Origin of the sequence: Desulfovibrio intestinalis (assembly GCF_014202345.1) — a bacterium.
Classification (GTDB): domain Bacteria; phylum Desulfobacterota; class Desulfovibrionia; order Desulfovibrionales; family Desulfovibrionaceae; genus Desulfovibrio; species Desulfovibrio intestinalis.
Genome location: NZ_JACHGO010000001.1, coordinates 563,368 through 584,832, shown reverse-complemented (window position 1 = coordinate 584,832; position 21,465 = coordinate 563,368). Strand labels below are relative to the sequence as shown.

19 protein-coding genes and 1 tRNA gene are annotated in these 21,465 nt (G+C 51.3%); 8 read left to right on the top strand and 12 right to left on the bottom strand.

All coding sequences use genetic code 11. The annotated features are described in order from the left end of the window. The first annotated feature begins 232 nt into the window (after positions 1–232). Positions 233–309, top strand: a tRNA-Glu gene (locus HNQ38_RS02545). Positions 310–452: 143 nt separating this feature from the next. Here the strand turns inward: HNQ38_RS02545 and HNQ38_RS02540 are convergent. From HNQ38_RS02540 to HNQ38_RS02490, 11 genes are all read right to left on the bottom strand, one after another. Beyond that, positions 453–1,667 carry an ammonium transporter gene (locus HNQ38_RS02540; RefSeq protein ID WP_183717823.1) on the bottom strand — a complete coding sequence of 405 codons (1,215 nt, stop codon included), beginning with the start codon at positions 1,665–1,667 and terminating at the stop codon, positions 453–455. Between the two features lie 122 nt (positions 1,668–1,789). Beyond that, complete coding sequence (gene yut, locus HNQ38_RS02535; RefSeq protein WP_183717822.1) at positions 1,790–2,785, bottom strand: urea transporter; 996 nt, start codon at positions 2,783–2,785, stop codon at positions 1,790–1,792. A gap of 128 nt (positions 2,786–2,913) precedes the next feature. Then, complete coding sequence (locus HNQ38_RS02530; RefSeq protein WP_183717821.1) at positions 2,914–3,942, bottom strand: urease accessory protein UreD; 1,029 nt, start codon at positions 3,940–3,942, stop codon at positions 2,914–2,916. 1 nt (position 3,943) lies between these two features. Beyond that, on the bottom strand, positions 3,944–4,582 hold the full coding sequence (gene ureG / locus HNQ38_RS02525; protein WP_183717820.1) for an urease accessory protein UreG: 639 nt from the start codon (positions 4,580–4,582) through the stop codon (positions 3,944–3,946). Between the two features lie 68 nt (positions 4,583–4,650). Continuing rightward, on the bottom strand, positions 4,651–5,466 hold the full coding sequence (locus tag HNQ38_RS02520) for an urease accessory protein UreF (RefSeq protein WP_221277768.1): 816 nt from the start codon (positions 5,464–5,466) through the stop codon (positions 4,651–4,653). A gap of 3 nt (positions 5,467–5,469) precedes the next feature. Next, the gene (locus HNQ38_RS02515; protein ID WP_183717819.1) at positions 5,470–6,381 is read right to left on the bottom strand and encodes an urease accessory protein UreE; all 912 of its coding nucleotides are present in this window, start codon (positions 6,379–6,381) and stop codon (positions 5,470–5,472) included. Between the two features lie 216 nt (positions 6,382–6,597). After that, the gene (locus tag HNQ38_RS02510) at positions 6,598–8,316 is read right to left on the bottom strand and encodes an urease subunit alpha (RefSeq protein WP_183717818.1); all 1,719 of its coding nucleotides are present in this window, start codon (positions 8,314–8,316) and stop codon (positions 6,598–6,600) included. Positions 8,317–8,365: 49 nt separating this feature from the next. After that, complete coding sequence (locus tag HNQ38_RS02505) at positions 8,366–8,761, bottom strand: urease subunit beta (RefSeq protein ID WP_183717817.1); 396 nt, start codon at positions 8,759–8,761, stop codon at positions 8,366–8,368. A 14-nt stretch (positions 8,762–8,775) separates the two neighbouring features. Then, positions 8,776–9,078: an urease subunit gamma gene (locus tag HNQ38_RS02500; RefSeq protein WP_183717816.1), complete on the bottom strand. Its 303-nt coding sequence runs from the start codon at positions 9,076–9,078 to the stop codon at positions 8,776–8,778. A gap of 831 nt (positions 9,079–9,909) precedes the next feature. Then, on the bottom strand, positions 9,910–10,944 hold the full coding sequence (locus tag HNQ38_RS02495) for a manganese-dependent inorganic pyrophosphatase (protein ID WP_183717815.1): 1,035 nt from the start codon (positions 10,942–10,944) through the stop codon (positions 9,910–9,912). Positions 10,945–11,553: 609 nt separating this feature from the next. After that, positions 11,554–12,489 carry a hypothetical protein gene (locus tag HNQ38_RS02490; protein WP_183717814.1) on the bottom strand — a complete coding sequence of 312 codons (936 nt, stop codon included), beginning with the start codon at positions 12,487–12,489 and terminating at the stop codon, positions 11,554–11,556. 243 nt (positions 12,490–12,732) lie between these two features. Here HNQ38_RS02490 and HNQ38_RS02485 point away from each other — a divergent pair, with 243 nt between their 5' ends. The 6 genes from HNQ38_RS02485 to HNQ38_RS02460 all read left to right on the top strand — a co-directional run bounded on the left by HNQ38_RS02485 (position 12,733) and on the right by HNQ38_RS02460 (position 18,177). Beyond that, positions 12,733–13,197, top strand: a complete 465-nt coding sequence (locus HNQ38_RS02485; protein WP_183717813.1) for a CYTH domain-containing protein — start codon at positions 12,733–12,735, stop codon at positions 13,195–13,197. 16 nt (positions 13,198–13,213) lie between these two features. Next, a complete protein-coding gene (locus HNQ38_RS02480; RefSeq protein WP_183717812.1) occupies positions 13,214–13,852 on the top strand; it encodes a hypothetical protein in 639 nt (212 codons plus the stop codon). A gap of 104 nt (positions 13,853–13,956) precedes the next feature. Continuing rightward, positions 13,957–15,522: an SLC13 family permease gene (locus HNQ38_RS02475; RefSeq protein WP_183717811.1), complete on the top strand. Its 1,566-nt coding sequence runs from the start codon at positions 13,957–13,959 to the stop codon at positions 15,520–15,522. Positions 15,523–15,563: 41 nt separating this feature from the next. Further along, positions 15,564–16,493 (top strand): hypothetical protein, encoded by a 930-nt coding sequence (locus HNQ38_RS02470; protein ID WP_183717810.1) that lies wholly within the window; start codon positions 15,564–15,566, stop codon positions 16,491–16,493. A gap of 22 nt (positions 16,494–16,515) precedes the next feature. Further along, on the top strand, positions 16,516–17,376 hold the full coding sequence (locus tag HNQ38_RS02465) for a hypothetical protein (protein ID WP_183717809.1): 861 nt from the start codon (positions 16,516–16,518) through the stop codon (positions 17,374–17,376). A gap of 45 nt (positions 17,377–17,421) precedes the next feature. Continuing rightward, positions 17,422–18,177, top strand: coding sequence for an inorganic diphosphatase (locus tag HNQ38_RS02460; RefSeq protein WP_183717808.1), 756 nt, complete (start codon positions 17,422–17,424; stop codon positions 18,175–18,177). Between the two features lie 150 nt (positions 18,178–18,327). Here HNQ38_RS02460 and HNQ38_RS02455 read toward each other — a convergent pair whose 3' ends face one another. Continuing rightward, complete coding sequence (locus HNQ38_RS02455; protein ID WP_183717807.1) at positions 18,328–19,254, bottom strand: LysR family transcriptional regulator; 927 nt, start codon at positions 19,252–19,254, stop codon at positions 18,328–18,330. Between the two features lie 322 nt (positions 19,255–19,576). On the opposite strand from HNQ38_RS02455, the gene HNQ38_RS02450 reads away from it, so the two are divergent. Then, positions 19,577–21,208, top strand: a complete 1,632-nt coding sequence (locus HNQ38_RS02450; protein WP_183717806.1) for an outer membrane homotrimeric porin — start codon at positions 19,577–19,579, stop codon at positions 21,206–21,208. Positions 21,209–21,465: the final 257 nt, after the last annotated feature.

The window sequence follows — 21,465 nt, the reverse complement described above, 5'->3', positions numbered from 1 at the left end:
CTGTTCAGCTGAACGTCGAACTCTCCACGGCGTTGGGGATAGCGCCGTACCCTTTCTTCCGTGCAGGCGTCGGTTTTTGACCGACGCCTTTTCGTTTTAAATCCGCTTTATTAGCCAGTTTTAAGCCTACTGGCATCTCAATTATCCATCTTTATGTAACAATCTGAAAAAAATTGTAAAAATCCGCTTGACACTTTGCGTATTTTTCACATAAAAGAACACCTCACAGCGCGTCCCCATCGTCTAGCCGGCCCAGGACAACGGCCTTTCACGCCGTCGACAGGGGTTCAAATCCCCTTGGGGACGCCAAATGAAAAACACGGGTTATATCGAAAGATATAACCCTTTTTTCATGCAGAAGCGGCTACAGAAACGGTTTGAAAAAACTGTAAATAACAAAGGGGAGGCTCATACAAGAGCCTCCCCTTTGTTATTTTATATTTGATCCAGTCCTACAGCTTGTAGGCTTCTTCGCCGTGCAGACTTTCGTCCAGTCCCTTTATCTGCTCTTCAGCAGGCACGCGGATAGGCCCGATAGCATTAATGACTATGAGAATAATGTAGGTAACAACAAAGGAGTACGCTGCTACGCTGACAACGCCCAACAATTGCATAAGAAACTGATGCGAACTGGCATTAACCACATCAATGGTCCTGCTGGCCAGCACGCCCAATAGCAACGAACCTGTGACCCCGCCCATGCCGTGGGCGCGCCAGACTTCAAGGGCATCATCAAAGTGCAGGCGCTGCTGCACTACTTTGGCAAAATAGCACACCGTTGCCCCGGCTGCGCCGATGATTATGGCAGCCCAAGGATCTACATAACCTGCGCAAGGGGTAATGGTGGCAAGCCCGGCCACTGCGCCCACAAGAACGCCATCAAATGATGGTTTACGCGAAAGCGACCAGTCCAGGGCAAGCCAGACAACCATAGCCACAGAACCCGCCACAGTTGTGTTTACAAATGCGTAGCTGGCAAGAGCATTGGCGGCATAGGCACCGCCAGAATTGAAGCCAAACCAGCCGAACCACAGCAATCCCGCCCCTACGGCAACCAAGGGCAAGTTGTTGGGCGCCACTTCCTGTCCGGGTTTAACATCCTTACGCCATCCAAGATAAATCACGGTAGCCAGGGCAGAAAAACCTGCGCTCACATGCACCACAATACCGCCCGCAAAATCCACTACTCCAAGCTTGGCCAGCCAACCGCCGCCCCATATCCAATGGCAAACGGGCAGATAAATTACGATTGTCCAGAGTATCAAAAATTTGAGGTACCCCCTGAAATTGAAACGTCCGGCAAAGGCCCCGGTAATCAGAGCAGGAGTAATGATGGCGAACATCATCTGGTAGGCAAAGAACATGATAAAGGGAATGGTGGGCGCGTATACCGGGCTAGGATCGCCGCCCACCTTGTCCAGGGCAAAGTGATATGTGACGTCGCCGATGACGCCGCCAATATCCGGACCGAAGGCCAGACTGAACCCTCCAAATATCCAGATAAGAGCCACAATCCCCATCGATATGAAGCTCTGCATCATGATGGTCAGAACATCCTTGGCCCTGACCAAACCACCGTAGAAGAAGGCCAGGCCGGGCGTCATGACGCAGACCAGGGCTGTGCACAAAAGAATGAAAGCGGTATCACCCGAGTTCAAAACTGGCATAATTCCTCCACAATATTTTTAATTGCATTAAGCAAACTTGCTGGTGACGGCAGAAGTGGTACTTACGCCTTTACAATATACGGGTGCTCACGCAGCCCCAGAGTATTTAAAGGCAAAACGCTTTAGTTTCTGTGGGTTTCTGGCACCAGATCAAGATTGGGCAGCAGGAATATCCAAGCAGCCACAACAAAGGGGAAGGTAAGCGTAGGCACGCCGTAAACATTGAGCACGACGTTCAGGGCACCTTGGGCCACCACGGTAAAAATTGTTCCCACAATAGCGTAAATGGCTACACGCCAGGACGGACGATAAAAGGTCGTTCCCAGCCCAATAGCTGTCAGCACTGCGCTGAACTGAAAGAGGCCAGCCACGATGGCCGTAGTTCCTGCGCCCAGAAAAAGGGCCGTGCCTACGGCGAGCATAGAAGCCAGAAAAGCAAAAATGGCTGCCCAGACAAAATTGCAGGCCAGCCCCACCAGAAAAAAAACGCCCGTAACCACGTTATTAATCAGAAAAACCTGCGAAACTCCGGCAAAGGCGGCCTTCCAGAATTCGGGCATGGTAACAGCATAAATGTCTGTTGGTTGTACGGAAATACTGGCATGAGGAAGGCCCGAGATTTTGATATTGGCAAAATTGTACGCCGCAAACATCAAAAACCATGTAGTTATAACAAAGGGAGCCGTCATGGCGGCCACCTTCCAGGTCTTGAACACACGGGCTATGGCCAGCATAAGAATGGTAGAAAAAATGCCCCCGGCTACTATGTAGGCCCACAAAGTGGGCGTGGGAGAGAAAAAGGTAGGTAAAGCCACCCCGACAAGTACACCATTGTAGCCATGCAGGCCAATATTGATGTCTTCCTTGGGAGCGTTGATGGCATAGGCCGTCAGTGTGCCCATAAGAAGACCCAGCAGGCCGCCCCAGGCCACAGCGGGCATGTTAGCGCTATAGGCTCCCCAAAAGATGCCCACCAGAAACAGCAGGCCTGTGAGGGGATTGTTTTGAAACATGACCTGCCCTACGCCACGCAGCAGCACGTCCATAAAATGCAGCGCCGGATTTTTGGCCGCCGCGGTATTCCACCAGTTGGCGGGCATATCACTGGCTGTGCTCATAACACTGCCTCCAGTTTGTCCGTTTGAACCGTTACAGGGGTAAAATTTGCCCCCCAATTATGCGCTGCTAACTCTGGCAGTCGGCAAAATGAAGAAATCTCCAAAAGAATGACTGCCAAGCAGAAGCTCTATCGCCATAGAAATTCTGCGGGCAGCGACGCGCCCGTTATGACTTCACGGGCTGTGCCCCAAAATTTTCTGACCTTGGCCCTTACAGATTCGGAAGTATCGCCGAGAACCTTGAAGACCAGTCCATTCTCGCCGGGCAGCACTGAAGCCCCGAAGGCGATACGATTGGCAAAATCCACATCAGCACCCACAACATCGCGAATCTTGAGCGTATTTTCTGGCTGCGTGAGCAGCACTACGTTGCCGAAAACCTCAAATCCATTGTTAATGCCCGTGCCGAGCACTCCGGCAACCTTTGGCTCCAGAACAAATTTTTCGGCAAATATTTTTTCTCCACTTTCTTGCCGGATGGCCATAATGCGCGAAGAAAAAAGATCAAACCCGAAAAGCTCTTTTTCATGATGATACTTTCTGCCGGGTAGCAGAATTTCTGAATAAATCATGGATGCACTTTCCGAAATCTCAATGCGTGTTTCGGAAAGAAAGCGCGTATCGCGATGCAGGATGAGTGGGTCGGGCATAAATTCCAGATAGCCCCCCTGCTCCACCGTTATTTTCTGATACTGGGCGGCATAGTTGGCTTCCATCATGTGAACCTTTGTCGCAGATTGCGTGGTCACATGGCCCATAGCGTCAGGTTCCACATTGATTTCAAGATACATGCGGTCGCCCTGAATAACGCAGCCCGTGGTGCTGATTATGAAGATGCAGGGCATGCCGGGCAGCCCCTGATCCCAATACAGGCCGCGCTGCGCCAGAAATGGCACCCGCCTGTCAATATCGTACAAACGGCTATGCCCCTCAGCTTCCTTGCGGAACCCCAGGCGCAGATAGCCGTATTTGCCTACTACCCCGCTTTGCATCTGTATTGGCTCGTCCCGGTAGGGGCTGCACTCCACGGCCTCCTCGCAGATGCGGTCCAGCTCTTCCTTGGCAAGCTCCACCCGGGAGCGGCTGCTCGCAGCACTTATAGCCTCGCGCGCCAGAAGCGCCGCCTGTGGCGTAAGCAGGTATGCCGGTGCGTTCATGCTAGACTCCCTTCGGGTCTGGCTTGTAATCAAAGAGCGCGTCACGCACGATCATGTCCGTCAGCTCTTCAATGTTTTTTCCTGTCATGCAATTGGTGAAAATAAAGGGTTTGTCACCGCGCATAAGGCGCGAATCGCGGTCCATAACTTCAAGGCTGGCGTTCACATAAGGAGCGAGGTCTTCCTTGTTGATGACCAGAATGTCCGACTGACAAACACCCGGACCGTTTTTGCGGGGAATTTTGTCTCCCGCCGCCACGTCAATGACGTAGATGAAAAAATCTGCCAAAGCCGGGCTGAAGGTCAGGGTCAAGTTGTCGCCGCCGCTTTCGATGAATATGAGGTCACTGTCAGGGAAGCGCGTTTCAAGATCCTCAACAGCAGCCAGATTCATGCTGGGGTCTTCGCGTATGGCAGTGTGCGGGCAAGCTCCGGTTTCCACGCCCACAATGCGGTCTGCTTCAAGTATGCCAGCCAAGGTGCGCTGCACATGCTTGGCGTCTTCAGTGGTGACCACGTCGTTGGTGATAATGAGCGGTTTAAAACCGCGCTTGATAAGAACAGGAGTTACCGCCTCAATGATGGCCGTTTTTCCGGAGCCGACAGGCCCACCCACGCCAATGCGCGTAATTTTTTTCACGAAAATATCCTTGTATTTATGGCTGTCGGGCCTTGCGGCACACAGATCAGCCCTTTTTTACAATACAGTCAGTTCATGAACATGCGCACATGTGCCTTCACGTGCACTGCGCCAAGAATTTCAGACATGGGAGCATAAGTGGACATACGCTCAAGCGGCACTGAAGAAGCCACAGCGCACTGACGGTCAATATTTTCCATAAGTCGGAATAGGATGCGCTGTGTATCCAGATGAGTGACTCTCATGAGCCGCAAGGCCGCGTTAAGAATGGTTGCGGCAAGGCCATACTGGTGCACCACCAAAGCCTGCTGCACGGGCAGCCCCATGCGGCTGAACAACAAGCCAAGGCTTACGGGATAGGTGCCGGGCGTTTCGTGCGCATTAATGCGCCCGAGCCAGATATCCAGGCCAGACAGGCCCGTGGTGCTCAGGCACATTTCCACAAGCTTTTTCCCCATACGCACAGACATAAGGCGCGACTCTTCAGGCAGCCGGCGACAATGCACTTCATGATCCACCATGACGAGATCGTCCCAGGCGTCCTGCGCGGCATAGCGCATGGCCCAGGCAAGGCCGATGGCGTCACTTGTGGCGGCCTGTTCAATGGCGCAGGCCGTGTAATCCTGCAAATCTTGCGCGTCCCGCACTATGCCTTTCTGTACAGCCGATTCCAAAGCATTGGAAAAAGCGAAAGCGCCAATGGGCAATGTTGAATCGCCAAATTGCATCATGCGCACCAATGAAAGCACGCCACCGCCCATATGCCCGAACAAGCTTGAAGCCGAAGAGGTGAATACTCTTTGGCCGGATGCCGCATCTGGTTGCTCCGCCTGCCTGGCAGTTTTTACATTGGCGGTACGCCGTGATTTTTGCGGGTTTTTCATACCCTACCCGCCGTGCTTACGGCCGTGGCAGTGGTCATGCTTGTGGCCGTGATGCTCATGATGGTCGTGCTCATGATGCTTGCCCTTATGTCCATCGGCGTGATCATGCTTATGCTCGTGCCCTCCATCGTGCGGGTGCTTTTGCTCATGATTGCGCTGATGGTCTTCGCCGTGGCCTTCATAGCCGTCATGATGATGGTGTTCATGACCTTCGCCATCATGATGGTGATGGTGTTTGTGCTCGTTTTGGTGTTCGTGATGGTGACCATGCTCGTGGTGATGGTCGTGATCGTGCTCACGGTGATGCTTGTGTCCGTGGCTGGAATCTTCATCAAGAATGGCCACAGGCTTGTGCGAATGGCCGTGAGTGCGCGCATCAACGGGGCGTTCACTGCCACCAAACAGTCTGCGCGACTGTGCAGGAGAAAGCAGGGCCGCCACCTCTTCGCCAGAAACAAAACTGTAACGAACCCCAGCGAAATGATGCGTGTTCATGACGGAGTTCATGACTGTCCTGTCCACGGACATTGGCACATAAATTCTGCCTTCACGCACGACGGCAGGCCAGTGTTGATTGCCCAGCGCGTGCCCAAGGGCAACGCTGCGCTCAACCAGAGTGCCCGGATCAAGCTCCGTCAAGGCTTCCAGTTCCACCACCAGCACTTCACAAAGATCTATTTTGCAAACCACGGCGGTTTTTGACTCTTCATCCCAAACAAGAACATCGCCGTTATGCAAAAACTCATCACGATCAAGAGATACAGCCACAACACGCCCGCCCCTGCTTTGCTTGCGAAGGCGATTTTTTTGCGCGTCCCACTGGCTCAGATCAAGTATATCAATAGTGGCATCGACGAGTTTTTCTTTCCAATGACCGTATTCAACATTGCCAAGAACGTGTTCCACTAACTGCATAATGATCTTTCCTCGTATATATTTGGTTGCTTCCGGGGGTTTATGGCCCCCGGAGGCTCATGTATCAAATAAGATAATCTCCAGATCATTCTCGCCTTTACATCGGCCATACATCCGCAGTGGTGTCGCTGTGCAAAACAAAGCTTGTCAGGGCCAAAGTGTTTTGCACAGGCAAGCGCTGCTTGGTTTGACAGCTCAATGTAAAGTCCGCTTGCCCTAGCTGAAGAAATGCAGATGTCCCAGGGCAACCTTGCTGGCAGGTTTAACCGTGGCATGCACGCCGTCTACCTTGACGGCAAAGGTTTCCGGGTCAACATCAATGACCGGAGTTTTACCGTTGCGAACGAGATCATGCTTGGACAGACTGCGGATGCGTTTGACGGGTTCAACCATGCTGCACAGCCCCAGTTTGTTCTTGATGTCCCTTTCAGCCGCAGCCTGGGAAACAAAGGTGATGCGCGTGTCTGTGAGGGCCTTGCCATAGGCGCCGAACATGGGACGGTAATAGGTGGGTTGCGGCGTGGGCAGGGAGGCATTGGGGTCCCCCATATTGGCCCAGTTGATCATGCCGCCCTTGATGATCATTTTGGGTTTGGCCCCAAAGAAAGCGGGTTCCCACAGTACGAGGTCAGCGACCTTGCCAATTTCCACAGAACCCAGCAAATGGCTGAAACCATGGGTAATAGCTGGGTTGATAGTAATCTTGGCCACATAGCGCAGCACACGAAAGTTGTCGTTGCCGGGTGCGTCTTCAGGCAACTTGCCGCGCCCAGCTTTCATAGCGTCGGCGGTTTGGATGGCACGCAGCCAGTTTTCGCCCACACGGCCCATAGCCTGCGAATCGCTTGAAAACATTGAGATAACGCCCATGTCATGCAGAACGTTTTCAGCCGCAATGGTTTCAGCGCGCACGCGGCTTTCCGCAAAGGCCACGTCCGATGGCACATTATGATTGAGATTATGGCAGACCATAATCATGTCGAACAATTCTGCCTGGGTATTGATGCCGTAAGGCAAGGTAGGATTTGTCGAGCTGGGCAGCACATTGGGATAAGAGGCCACCTTGATGATGTCGGGAGCATGGCCGCCACCCGCACCTTCAGTGTGGTAGGTGTGGATGACACGGCCATCAATGGCGGCAATGGTGTCTTCAACATAGCCCGCCTCATTCAGGGTGTCGGTATGTACTGAAACCTGAACGTCCATCATGTCGGCCACGCTCAGAGCCGCATGCAGCAGCGCGGGCGTTGTTCCCCAGTCTTCGTGGCATTTGAGCCCCACGGCCCCAGCTTCAATCTGCTCTATAAGCGGCGCGGCATTGTAAGCGTGCCCCTTGCCCAGAAAACCCATATTGATGGGCAGACCTTCAGCGGCCTTTATCATCTTGGCGAGGTTCCACGAACCGGGAGTGATGGTTGTGCCATTGGTGCCATCGGTGGGGCCAACACCGCCGCCAATAAAGGTGGTCACGCCGTTGGATAAAGCCGCATAGGCCTGCTGGGGCGAAATCATGTGAATATGGGTGTCGATGCCCGCAGCAGTGAGGATGAGATGCTCGCCAGAGATGGCGTCAGTGGCATTGCCGCACACAAGATTGGGGTCCACATTGTCCATCATTGAGGGATTGCCAGCCTTGCCGATGCCAACAATCTTGCCATCGCGAATGCCCACGTCTGCCTTGATGACGCCCTGCACAGGGTCAACGATGGTGACGTTGGTGATGACTATATCAAGCACGCCCGTATCGCGGGTCATCCGGGCGTCACCGCCCATGCCGCCACGCAGGGTCTTGCCGCCGCCGTACACGGCTTCGTCGCCGTATCCGCGCAGATCTTTTTCAATTTCAATATAGAGGTCAGTGTCGCCCAGACGGATTTTGTCGCCAACGGTAGGGCCAAACAGAGCTGCGTATTCCTGATGAGAAATCTTGGGCATAATATTCTCCTTGCGTTAGCCAGCGTGATTCGCTGGCACAGCCGCGGAATTACTTGGAGTTTTTGAAGCCTATGTCTATGGCATTTTTGACATCAATAGGTTTGAGATGGGGATTGCCTGTCCAACCGTCCACCAAGTTGTTAAACCCGAAGGTGCTGGCCGTACCACCAATAGCCACCAGGCTGACGGTTTTCTCGTCGCCGGGTTCAAAACGGATGGCGGTGGTAGCTGAAATATTGAGGCGCATGCCGTAAGCGGCTGCACGGTCAAACTCAAGGGCCCGATTCACTTCAAAAAAATGATAATGCGAACCAACCTGGATGGGCCGGTCGCCTGTATTACGCACTTTGAGCGTCACAGTGGGACGCCCTTCGTTAAATTCAATGGGAGTATCAGAGTAGATGACGCCGCCCACGGGAACTTTGGATGATGAAGTTTGCGACATGTCCGGCCTCCTGATCAGTTGATGGGATGATGGATGGTAACCAGGCGACTGCCGTCAGTGAACACGGCTTCTACCTGTACGATAGGGATCATGTCGGCCACACCGTCCATAACATCGTCTTTGGTGAGCACCTTTCTGGTGCCGTCCATGACCTCTTCCACTGTTTTGCCTTCACGCGCACCTTCCAGAGCAGCAGCAGACAGAACAGCCACGGCTTCAGGATGGTTGAGTTTGAGCCCCTTAGCCTTGCGCTGCAGAGCCAGCATGGCCAGAGTATGGATCATCAATTTGTCCAATTCTCGCGGAGTAAGATGCATAGTGCTCTCCTTATTTGAAGAATGCCGGGGAATCTTCGCGTTAAGCGAAACACCGACGAAGAAATTTGGCTGGAATAGCAGAGAAGCGGTGCTCAAACCCTCTGGCAAGAGAGTAAGATTTTTCAGATGGGCAAACAGCTACACAGACCTGATGTGTGCTGGCGAGAGATTCTTGCTCTCTAGTGAGCTTTGTTCTCAAATATTTTCGCGGTCAATTAACGCAGCGACTATATACATTAATAGCTATCAGTTAGTTTATTTAGATACAAGGGACCAGGGGCAGTTTCGAAACAATAATTAAAACTAACCTTATAGTTTTCATAACATGCATGAATGTTTAAAAATTTACGACAATATTTTCGCCCTGACCTGCAACTCAATGAAATGATTTCAGCTTTGCAGTAAAATTTCTTTCGGCGGTGGTGGCGAGGGATAAATAACACATTCCCATTGAGCCAACAGGAAAAAAGACTAACAAATTACCCGCAACAGATAGAAATAGTTTAACATGTAAAAAAGGAAAAACTGGCATAGGTTGCCAGCATAGCTGTGAGAAGCAAGGTTGAGTACGACAGTTATTTTGTGCATATGGCTTTAACAATCTGATCGTGCTGATAAGTACTGCGCCCCCAGAAAACGTTTAGTACTGAAAAGTTCGTAAGAAGCCCCAATTAAGCAAACTGGGGCTTCTAATTTAAGCCCTACACATGGCATAAGCATAATATCAAACTGACTAAAGCTGTGCGGCCTACATTCAGATGATTGACTTTTCCTATGGAATCAAACGCAGGCAACCATTACTTGCCACATTGCTAGCGTTAGGCCATATAGCTATTTTTTGAACACTTCCTCCAGAAATGGGATCACCTGTTTTTTACGGCTCATGACGCCGGGCAGCCAGGCAGATGAATCCTTGAATTCAGTCTTGAAGGCCGTTGACGGAAGCGCGGAATCATCGCTTATCGCCAGCATTTCTGTACCTTGCTTGCTGATGTCGGTAAGCATAAGAAAAATGCTGTTCAGATTCGTTTCTTTTTTGATTTGGGCCATTGCGGCCAACAGGTCTTTTTTCTTTTCCGCCAACATGTCCAAGGAAAGTACTTCAAGCTGCCCCACTCCCACAGGGGTGCCGCTCATTTCAAAATTTTTATAGTCACGAAGCACCATTTCACGAGTAGAAACGCCGTCCAATGCTGATTTCGCCTTGAAAAGCTCGTGAGCCAGAGCCTTCTGGTCGCGTACACCCGAAATTTTGGCCAATGCGTTGCCAGCAGCCTTGTCACGCTCTGTGGTTGTAACAGACTGATACATGACCGTATCAGAAATAATGGCGCACAGCATTCCACCAGCAAGTTCTTTGGGAATGTCCACCTTATAAAAAAGCATCATTTCATAAAGCACGGTATTCACGCTGCCGAGCGGCAATAACCACACTTCCAGCGGAACAGCTGTACTCAAGCCTCCAAGTTTGTGGTGGTCGGCAATAAAAACCAAAGAAGCTTCTTTGAGGTCATCCGGCCCCTGTGCGGCATCGTTGAAGTCCACAATGCCCACAGACCTGCCAGCCACAGGACCAAGCATAGCGGGCATGGAAAGCCCAAACTTTTTAAGCACAAATTCCGTTTCAGGATTCGCCTTGCCCTGCGACATGGCAATGGCAGGCCTGCCGGTTTTATTTAGCAAATGGCTTGCAGCCAGTGCGCCCACAATACTATCTGTGTCAGGATTTTTGTGCCCGAATACAAGAATTGCTTCAGGCGAAGAGGACGCAGCAAAGCAACATGAAAATGCCAATGTGACTGTAAGTAGGGCGATGCTCAAACAACCAACGCATTTCCCCAGTAATGGAGCAATATTTTTAATCATATCATTCCCCTTGATTGATTACACCGTTGAAACAACCTTATGCACCAAGTAAAACATGCAGAAAAATCAGATTATCTTTTCAAGCACTTGCATAACTAGCATGTTTTCTATTAGCATATTCAGTAATAAATCATAAATAATAAATATTTATCGCTATAATAGTTATAGCTTATATATAATTATAATTACAAAACATGATTAATTATTGTCATTAATTATATATTATGAATTTCTATTACTTAAAAATATTGCTCGTTACAGTACTTTTACTATTCACAATTATCCAATATGAACTGCGAGTGTCGCATGGCATACTTGGCAAATTTGTCAGCACAGATCCGTCTTAAATATGGAGGCAGCCGCTCAAGTAATGAACTTCGCTCAACGGCATATGTCCTTTCACAAAGCAAATAGCACCTCATAAAAAAGCCCCCTGTGCGGAACCCGTCCGAACAAGGAGCTTTTATACAGACTATAAAAAACCAACGGTATCATATATGCTTTGTAGTTGTGCGCTGAAAATTACCTTGCGGGCAAAATCCTGCTACGCTGAACCGGATGGTCCTTCCTATCCGCCACGACAACAGAACTATTTAAAAACAAAAAGTTCTATTGCATATCCCGCAGCATCTTCAACTTGGAACCGCTGAACTTTCCGCCATCAGGCAGTTTCATGTGACCAAGGCCCTGCATCAGCACCTTACGGTAAAACTCATTGCCAGCGGCTACGACCTTGGGGATGGAGTAATAGTCCTGATCATCAACACTGAAAGAGATCTCCAGCGCTATGGGTTCACCGCCCCACGAAGCCGTCCAGGCTTCAAACGCAATTTCCGCCTCAACCCCAGCCAAATCCACCGAACCCATTTTGGCCGAATAGGTGCAGACATTCACTGCTTTAAGGATGGTATCAGCTGCAAGACCGCTCTTGGTGAGTGCAGGTACAAAGCGTGAAAACTGCTGCAAGCGCGGCCGGTCAAGTTCACCAAACGTATTTTCATCACCGCGTATGTTAACGCTTTTTTCCAACCTGGTGCCCATGTTACCCTGCGCGTCGAGGTAAGGATGGTCTTCAGCGGCTATCTCCCCCTTGATACCCACAGGAACCAGCGACGTTCCGAGGATAAAGGCAGGATCCTTACCGGATGTTTTCACTGTGAGCCTTCTGCCTTCTTTTACGCTGCCATCCTTTTTGTAATTGGTGGTAATGCGCACGACAAAGCCCGCATCCCGCAAGGCCAGATTATCCGTATCATAATAGCTTCGCATGCGCAGCCGCACCTTGCCCTTCTCGGACTTGGTCAGCAGAAAGCCGTTTTTTGAGGCTGAAGCAGACAGGGCGTCCCAAAGCTTGTTGAAAGAGGCTTTTGGCTTGTCTGTAGCAAAAAGTACCGGGTTAAGGGCCATTTTATACTCAAGGCCATTCACAGAGCCGTGAGGTTTCCAGGCCGCAACATTACTCTCATACTGAGATGGACCGGCAGCCAGCGCAACCGCAGCAGATAACAACACACTCACAACTAACAGTGGAATCAGTCTGAACATATAGACTCCTTGCAAGCAAATAAGGTTATTTGGCAAATTATGACAAATAACGCTTCGTTTTGTACAATAAAAATAAAATATACAAAATATAAGTTCGCCTTATGAAAGTTATATACATCGACGGTGAATCATAAATATAGCTTATGAATAACGCAGGCACTTCTGATTTTTATCTTGTGCCTGCCAGAGATACGTTAGCACAGACGTCAATGAGACGTTTTTATGAAATCCAAGGAGAATACAGTGGCTAAAGAAATTGAACGCAAATTCCTTATAAAGGGAGAAGCATGGCGCGCTCTGGCAGAGGGCACCATGTATCGTCAAGGCTACCTCAACAGCGCCAAGGAACGCACCGTTCGTGTGCGCACGGTGGGCGACAAGGCGTTCCTGACCATCAAGGGCATCACGGTGGGCGCCACTCGGGCAGAGTACGAGTATGAGATTCCCTTCGCCGACTGCAACGCTCTTTTGGACGACCTTGCCGAAAAGCCCTTGATCGAAAAGAAGCGCTACAAGATCAAGCAAGGCGAATTTACGTGGGAAATCGACGAATTCTTCGGCGACAACCAGGGGCTTATTGTGGCTGAAATCGAACTTACCAGCGAAGACCAGAAGTTCGACAAGCCAGACTGGATTGGTGATGAAGTGACCGGCGACCCGCGCTACTTCAACTCCAACCTCATCAAACATCCCTTTACCCGCTGGTAGATCAAGGAGAGTTCTCATGGCTGACGTCTTTGCTAAAAACGTTTCCACTTCTGCGGCTGAAGCCGAAAAAATCGTTCCCCGCGCAGAATTTCGTGTTTTCGGTCACGATATCATCGAAAAAGTCAAAGAAAGCATGTGGGGCTGCGGTGCTGTGCTATTCAAGGCCCGCAGAATGCCCGCTGAAACATACTTTCTGTCGGTGCACACTACAGAAGCCAACGTCAAAGTGCGCGACGGCTTGCTGGATATCAAAACCAAGGTGGGCGAAACCCCCGAAGGGTATGAAATTTTTCAACCTCGCGGCAAATTTCAGTTTCCCGTATCCAAGACCGATCTGGCCGTGATCCTTTCCCACCTCAAGGTGGAAATGCTCCTTGATAAGGATCAGTACGGCATTGACGAGTTCATTGAAATGGTGCGCAAACACCCGGATATGGCAGCCGTCAGCGTTGAAAAAATGCGCTATGGCTTCACGGTGGAAGGCATCATTTGTGAATACGCCCAGGTGTGGTTCAACGGTGCCCTGCTTGAGTCGGCCTGCTGCGAAAGTGAAGACTACGCAGGCATGAAGAAAGCGGTAGAAGCCCTTGGCATTGCTGCAATGCCCAACACCAACTACCTCAAGGCCGCACGCCGCGTTGTCGGCATGGAATAATTTGCTGAAGCAGTCGTCAGCCCCTCACTTCTGACGACGTTTCAGCGCCTTCCCAAAGGTCATCTCCCGTGGCCTTTGGGAAGGAGCCAGATCAAGGAGGCAACGTGTCGCAAGTAGCAAGCACCAAGGCCTTTGACCCTTTGGATATCAGGAATTACTCGCTTGATAAGCTTCCTGATCTCAAGGGTGGCGTCTGGATGGACCGCATAAAATTTGCGGGTCTTCCGCTCGGCGTTATCTCTTTTCTCTATTTTTACCTGCAATGGTGCGGCCCCATCGGGGTTTTTGAAGAACAAACAAAGGTTGCGCCCGAGCACTGCTATGCGGCACTAGGTATCTTTGTTTCATCGCTTATTCTCTGGCTTTCTGAAGCCATTCCCAATTACCTGACCTCATTTCTCATTATTGTTGCAACCATTCTCACCGGCGTTATGAAGATGCGCCCGGCCTTTGCCATGCTGGGCGAGCCGGTCATGATTCTTAATATCGCCAGTTTCATCATGGCCAGTGCCCTTGTAGTTACCGGGCTTGCCAAGCGCATATGCCTTTATGTGGTTTTATCAATGGGCAATAATGTTACACTCATTCTGGCCTGCTTTATCGCCCTTAATCTGCTTTTAGGCGCATTCATCAGCGCCACTTCAGCAAAAACAGCCCTGCTTCTTCCACTATTCATGGTTATATCCGCCATGTACGGCTCCACAGGCGGCGAAAACCGCAATAATGTGGGGCGCAACATGGTGCTGCAAAACCTGCTGGCCAACAACGTTTCAGCTTCTGCCTTCATCACCGGATCGGCAGCCAACCTTCTTGCCGCGCAACTGCTCGAGAACGCGGGTTACAAGGTTTACTACAGCGACTGGATCATGGCTCTTTTGCCTTTGTCCATCATCCAGTGCGCCTTTGCCTGGTATACGGGCACACGCCTGATATTCCCCATCCGCAAGGAAGACTCCACTCCCAAACTAGCCGGGGGACACGACAGACTGCGGCAGGAGCTTTTCAAGCTCGGCCCCATCTCATCTGCTGAAATTCGCGCTGGCATTGTTTTTCTTACTGTTCTTCTGCTTTGGGGCACTGACCGCTACCACGGCATACGGGCCGAGGTCATAGCCCTTATGGGCGCCATAGCTGTGCTTATGCCTGCGGTGTGCAAGTTGCCGCGTATTGGCGTCATCAAGTGGAACGACGCCGACATCCCCTGGCATATGCTCATGTTCAGTTGGGGAGCCTACGTTCTTGGCGGGCTTATGGACAAAACAGACATCGTAGGCCTGTGGATGCATTATTCCCTGGACGCGTGGGGCGCTGCCTCTTTGCCCAAGGTGGCGGTATTCACTCTGCTGGCTTCGCTTTTTGCCCTCACTACCCTTGTAAGCGAAAGCAAGACAGCCCGAACCATCGTGCTTTTCCCCATCATCATAAGCGTCGCCAAAAAATTCGGATGGGATGTCATTGGCTTTTGTTTGCCAATGGCCTTTCTTATCAACCAGGTTTACGTGCTTTATTTCAACTCCAAGCCTGCCAATATCAGCTACCTCACAAATCAGTACACCAGTTGGGAATCATTCAAGTTCGGCATATTCCAGCTGGCTGCGTGCGTAGGAATGCTCATTTTGTGGACGCAGTACGTCATGCCGCTTATGGGCTTTGACAGCAGGCTTTGGTAGCAATGCGCGCCATTGGCGCGGCAAGCTCAAACGGAGGGTTTATGCGCAAAGTACTTGGTCTATTGTTGCTGTTCGGCCTGCTGGCGGTAATTCCGGCCAAAGCCGCCGAAGTATACCAGCAGAACCTGTCACAATGGAAAGGACAGGTGAAAGAAATTACCGGGCGGGAATACAAATTCCTTGTGGCCCCGGAAAAAGTGAATGCCGATGTAACCAAGGCGTTCAAAGAAATATGGGATCAGGCAAAGGATGTAGCCGCCAAACTGAATATCAGCATGACGGAAAAGAAAAAAGATCCTTTCGCTCTGGCCCCTACCATCAAAACCTATTTTGACACCCCTGATTTTGCTTTGTGGCAAAAAGGATTCCTCATCCGCGTCACCACCAACTATCAGCGCGGCTACCCCGCAAGTCCGCTGCGTGTTTCGGTAAAGGGCATAAACGGTTCCTTCAGCAAGGTTCTTGCAACCAAGCTGGAAGCCAAAGGCGTAAAAAGCAGCAGCAATGCTGAAGACAACATTGGCATCGGCAAAGGCGGCCAGCTTGTAAGCTATGTGGACAAGGCCGTGAACTTTACGCTGACGCGCGGTGAACTCGGCCAGATGAACCTGGCGGACTTTGGCGCTTATGTGCCCGAACTGCTCAAACTCGGCCTGCCCGCAGACACCAAGTTGACGGCCCATGTGGCCTATGGCATGCGCTGCCGCCCCGGCCATATGGAATTGCCCGGTCTTGACAAGCCCCTTTCCGTTTCGATGGAGGCATGGTCGCGTACCGAGGGCGGAGCCCCCTTTGTTTATGATTTTTCATTCGGTTACGACGGCGACTTCACCAAGCAGATAGAAGCCCACAAAGCTGGTGAAAAGCTGATGCAGGCCCTCTATGCACAGCTGGGAGAAAAACTTGCGATGAAGGACGTGCACACATGGATAGGTTCCAAAGTACGCGTACTGCTTAACAAGCCGCTGTAAGGGCCAACCCCGGAGCAATATCATGAAAAAATATCTTGCTGTTATTTTTGGCACGCTCTTCGCCTTGGAAGGCGCGGCCCTGGCTGCTGAAAACCTTGACGTTCTTTACGGCATCGCCAACAGACCTTCCTACATCAAACACTATGAAGCGAATAAAGAACACAATGTCCTGCTTAATCCCTATCTTCAGGTAGCCACGAGGGGTGCCCACGCCGTGCTTGACGTCAAAAGGCCTGTGTACAACTTTGTAATCACCCCTGAAGGAGGCGTGGCCCTTATTGAAGAAGCGCCCCATCCTTATGGCCGCACTTATCCCAAGGGATTTTTCCGTCCGGAAGACAAATCCCAACGCAAGCCCGGCACCACTGAAAACTATGGGCATGTTTCTGGCACAGCTGGCGGTCCTGGCCGTATAAGCGGCGAAATCATCAACGACCGCAAGAACAGCTGCTGGCTGGTAAACAACAAGTCTGGCCGTTACTCCAAGCGCAATATCGACCGCACCCCGGAACAACTGCTCAATGCTTTTGTACTGATGCAGGAAACCATTGATCCGGGCGATCAGCCGTGGTGCAAGGGCGCGGCCTACCTGCTTGGCTATGCCCCCGATTACATCAGCGAGCCCCTGCGCAAGAGCCCTGAAATGCGCTATGAAGACCCCGATACCAAGAAAAATGCGCACATCCTTCTTGTCCCCGGCGTCAAACCGCCTCACTTCGCCATACCCCAGTACCAGCACATTTCCCTGGATGCTCTGCCCTCCGGCGACGCTGCTGGCGGACAAGCCAAGGAAGCAGCCAAGCCTGAAAGCAAATCTGCGGACAAATCCGGCAAGGGTGTTCCGGCTCCTGAAAAAGCCGCCTACAATGACGATCCCTCCTAAGGCCAGGCATGGCTAATCGGCAATACCATTCAGGAGCGTAATACCATGAAAAAGTATATCATTTTGTTTGCTTTGTGCCTTCTTGCCATGCCTCTGGCAGCCTTTGGCGAATCTGTTGGGGTTCGTGCCCAGCAATCTGTACTGAAAGGTGAAAAAAACTTTCTTGCTGACTACACCACCCACAATCAGGACGGTACCGTCAACGTGGTGGTTGAAATTCCTGCCGGAACAACGGCCAAATATGAGGTCGATCACAAGACAGGCCTTATGGTCCTTGAACAGAAAAACGGCCAGCCCCGTTATGTACAGTACCTGCCCTACCCCGGCAATTACGGCTTCGTGCCCCGCACAGTGCTTGCCAAGGAACTTGGCGGCGACGGCGACCCGCTTGATGTTATTGTTTTGGGTGACGCCGTCCCCAGAGGCAGTGTTATCAAGGCCCGCCCTCTGGGTGTGCTGACCTTGAAAGACGGTGGTGAGGAAGACAGCAAGGTCATCATGGCCGCCATCGGTTCACCCTTTGAAAAAGTACGCAGCGTGAAGCAGCTGAACGAGCAGTTTCCCGGCGTGACCGAAATCCTCCAGACCTGGTTCACTTCTTACAAGGGCAAGGACAAAACCGGCAAACTCCTGCTGAGCAGCGATGGCGTCAAGGAGCGTACCGAGGCCATTCGCGTGATCGGCGATGCCGCTCTGCAATTTGAGCGTTCCAAGGTATCGGAAGCCGACAAGCCCAAGCTCGACCCTGACGGCAACCCCTACGTGTATTTTTCACCCGAGGCGCGCAATATCAGCGATTAGGGCAGATCGTCTTGAGAATGTATATTCTCGAGGCTATGTAATCTGATTTTTCACACACACCCTCTAACAGAAGCCATTGCCAAAGAAAGCGCCCCAATGTGGGGCGCTTTCAATTTTATGGGTCTTGCCGGGCAAAGCCCGAGACACTGTCTAATGAAGACGGGCCAGAATATCTTCGGGCAAGGGCACGCCAAGTTCAAAGAGCATGGAAAGGAAGTGGCTTACCGTACGGCTCAGACGCTGGCCTTCCATATATACCAACGAATAGTTCACATGCAGGTCAAAGGATTTCAGCCGTAACTGGGTCAATTGCCCCGCTGCCAGCTCAAGAGCTGCGGCATACTTGGGCAGAGCCGTTATGCCTAGCCCGCTGATCACGAGCTGCTTGGCCACTTCCATATTGTCCACGGTCATGAACGAAGGCCGCTGCGGACTTTTTGCATGATTTTTGAACCATTCATGTACCTTGTTGGTCACGCGCGTGCCCTGCTCTCGCAAGATGAAAGGGTGCCCCAATAGTTCGTCGGCGCTGATGGGGCGTTCGATTTTCGCCAGATCGGATTTTTTTCCAGCCACCACAATAAGAGGTTCGCGGTGTAAAAAATGTGTTCGAAGGCTTGGATGCGATGGGGACGATCCGCAGAAACCGATTTCCAACTGGCCCTTGTACACTTTTTCGGCAATGATATGTGAGTTATGCACCGCCAGATCCAGCGTCACACCGGGGTACCGCTGATGAAACAGCACCATATAATTGGGCAGATAATAGGCGCTCATAACTGCCGAAGCGCCCAGCACCAGACGTCCTGTATTCAGGCTGCTCAAACTTTGAAATTCGTCCTGCATCTGCCCCACAAGGCTGAAAATACGCTGTGTGTATTCGTAGAGAACCCGCCCCTCGCTTGTAAGATTCACCTTGCGGCGCGAGCGGTCAAACAAGGGTACACCAAGAGTATTTTCAAGGCTTTGCACCTGCATGCTTACCGCAGGTTGCGTCAAAAAAAGATCACGGGCCGCCTGAGTAAAATTGCCGGTTTCAGCAATTCTGTGAAACGTCTTCAAATGATCTATATTCATGCGTTTACCGATCTTTGCTATACTATTTTGTCTTATTCCACTGATGCTGTGGCAGATGGAGCTAATTGTCAATCATTTCTGCCTGCTGGTTCATGCATTTCAATATAGCCATAACATGTATATTATATACACTTTTTACAATGAATAACGTTTCATTATCTTCACCATTGGCAATTCTGATTTTTACCAATGAGTGCCCCGCTGTAGGCTGCACACAGAAAGTAAAAAAGCATGAAGTGTCTGAGCAGGGCTGACCGCTGCTAGTGCAGGGGCAACCTGAAAGTAGATTAACCGTATCTGCACTACTGCATGGAGAATGCCAATGCGAAAGCTTTCCCCCCTGATTCTGGCCGCCGCGATCACTCTTGGCGGAGCAACCACAGCCAGCGCCATTGATTTCAAGATCAAGGGATACTGGAGCCTCTCTTACGAAGTGGCCACCAACAGCGCCTTTGCCAACAGCCGCGCTGGAGACAGTACCGGAGACGATTTTTCGGCTGGCGAAAGGTTGCGGTTACAACTTGAAGCCAAGGCGTCCAAGTATCTTTCAGGCACAGTGGGGCTTGAAATTGGCGACGTCTATTACGGAATGGCTGAAAAAAGGGGACGGAGCGTTGGCGGAGCTCTGGGTGCCGACGGCAATCCCATTAAACTTAAGCGCGCTTTTTTGGACTGGGAGGTACCCAGGACCGACATTAAGGTGCGCATGGGCATTCAGGGGATGAAGCTGCCCCTGTTCGCCTCTGACGGCAACTTTGTTCTTGATGACGATGCTGCGGGCATTGTGGTTTCTTCACGCGTCAATGAGAACGTATCCGTAACGGGTATGTGGGCAAGGCTGCTCAATGACAACCCCCTTGAAACTTCCCCTCAGTATCACGACAGCCTCAATTACGATGTCAGTAATCCCGATAATGACGCCCTTGATTTTTTCAGTCTGCTCGTTCCACTCCGGTTTAACGGCCTGCAAGTGACTCCCTGGCTGGGGCTTGCCACTATGGGTGACGGTATAGGCCGCAATCCCAACAAGGATTACTCTGAAGATTTCATCAGAACATCGCGCAAAAAACTTCAGGAAGGTATGGGCGTATATACCGGAACAGGCAAGGCCCCCATGCTGCTCGAATATGGCGGCGGCGAAACCTACACATGGTGGGGCGGCCTGTCTGCCAACCTGAGCCGCTTTGACCCGTTTATTCTGAAGTTTGACTTCATGTACGGCAACAAGCGCGGCAACGGTCTGTACAGGGACAAAACCTACACGAAGGATAACGGCAAGGTTAAAAAGCTGGGCAAGCACGCCCCCCTGGATGCAGACCGCTATAACCGCAGCGGCTGGTTTGCCAGCGTATTGGCCGAATACAAGCTGGATTGGGGCACGCCCGGAATTTTCGCATGGTACAGTTCAGGCGATGATGACGACCTTGGCAACGGTTCTGAACGTATGCCGGCCATGTCGGGCAACTGGGATTACACACACACGGGCTTCAAGGGCACCACAGCTTCTGGTGCTTATGACGGTCTGTTTGCCTACCAGCCTATCGGTCTCTGGGGGCTCGCCTTGCAACTGCGTGAGGTACCCTTGATGGAAGACCTCAAGACGCACCTCAAAGTTCTTTACATGCGCGGCACAAACTCCGCCAACATGCCAAAAAAGATAGCAGAATCGCAGTTCATGCTGGGTGAAAGCGTCAGCGGCATCGCGCCCGCAGGCGCCATCGGTTCCTACCTGACCACCAATGACTGGGCGATGGAAGTGGACTGGAACACCGAATACAAAATCTACGAGAACCTAAAGCTTATTGTGGAAGCCTCCTACCTCTACGTTGATTTTGACAAGGACACCTGGAGCTACACCGCACCGGACGGCGTGAAGTATGGGCGCGACTGGGTGCAGCGGCCTGACAACCCCAACGTGTTCAAGGTCGGCATGAACTTCCATTACTCGTTCTAAATCCTCCCCAGGCCCCTTCGGATGGAAATACGAAGGGGCTAGTCAGCCCCTCTTAGACGCGAAATAAGAGGGGCTTTCGTTACACATGAATTTCTGCCGCGGTGCACTCAGTCAGGGCCAACGACACAGATTGGAGCATTTTCCAATGAAAGAACTAAGGTACATTGCGGCGGAACCCCAAGCTGCCTGTCACAGGGCGGCTTGGGCATTCAGCTGAAATCTCATTTTTTGCTTCATGCCCGACTTTGCCAATACGA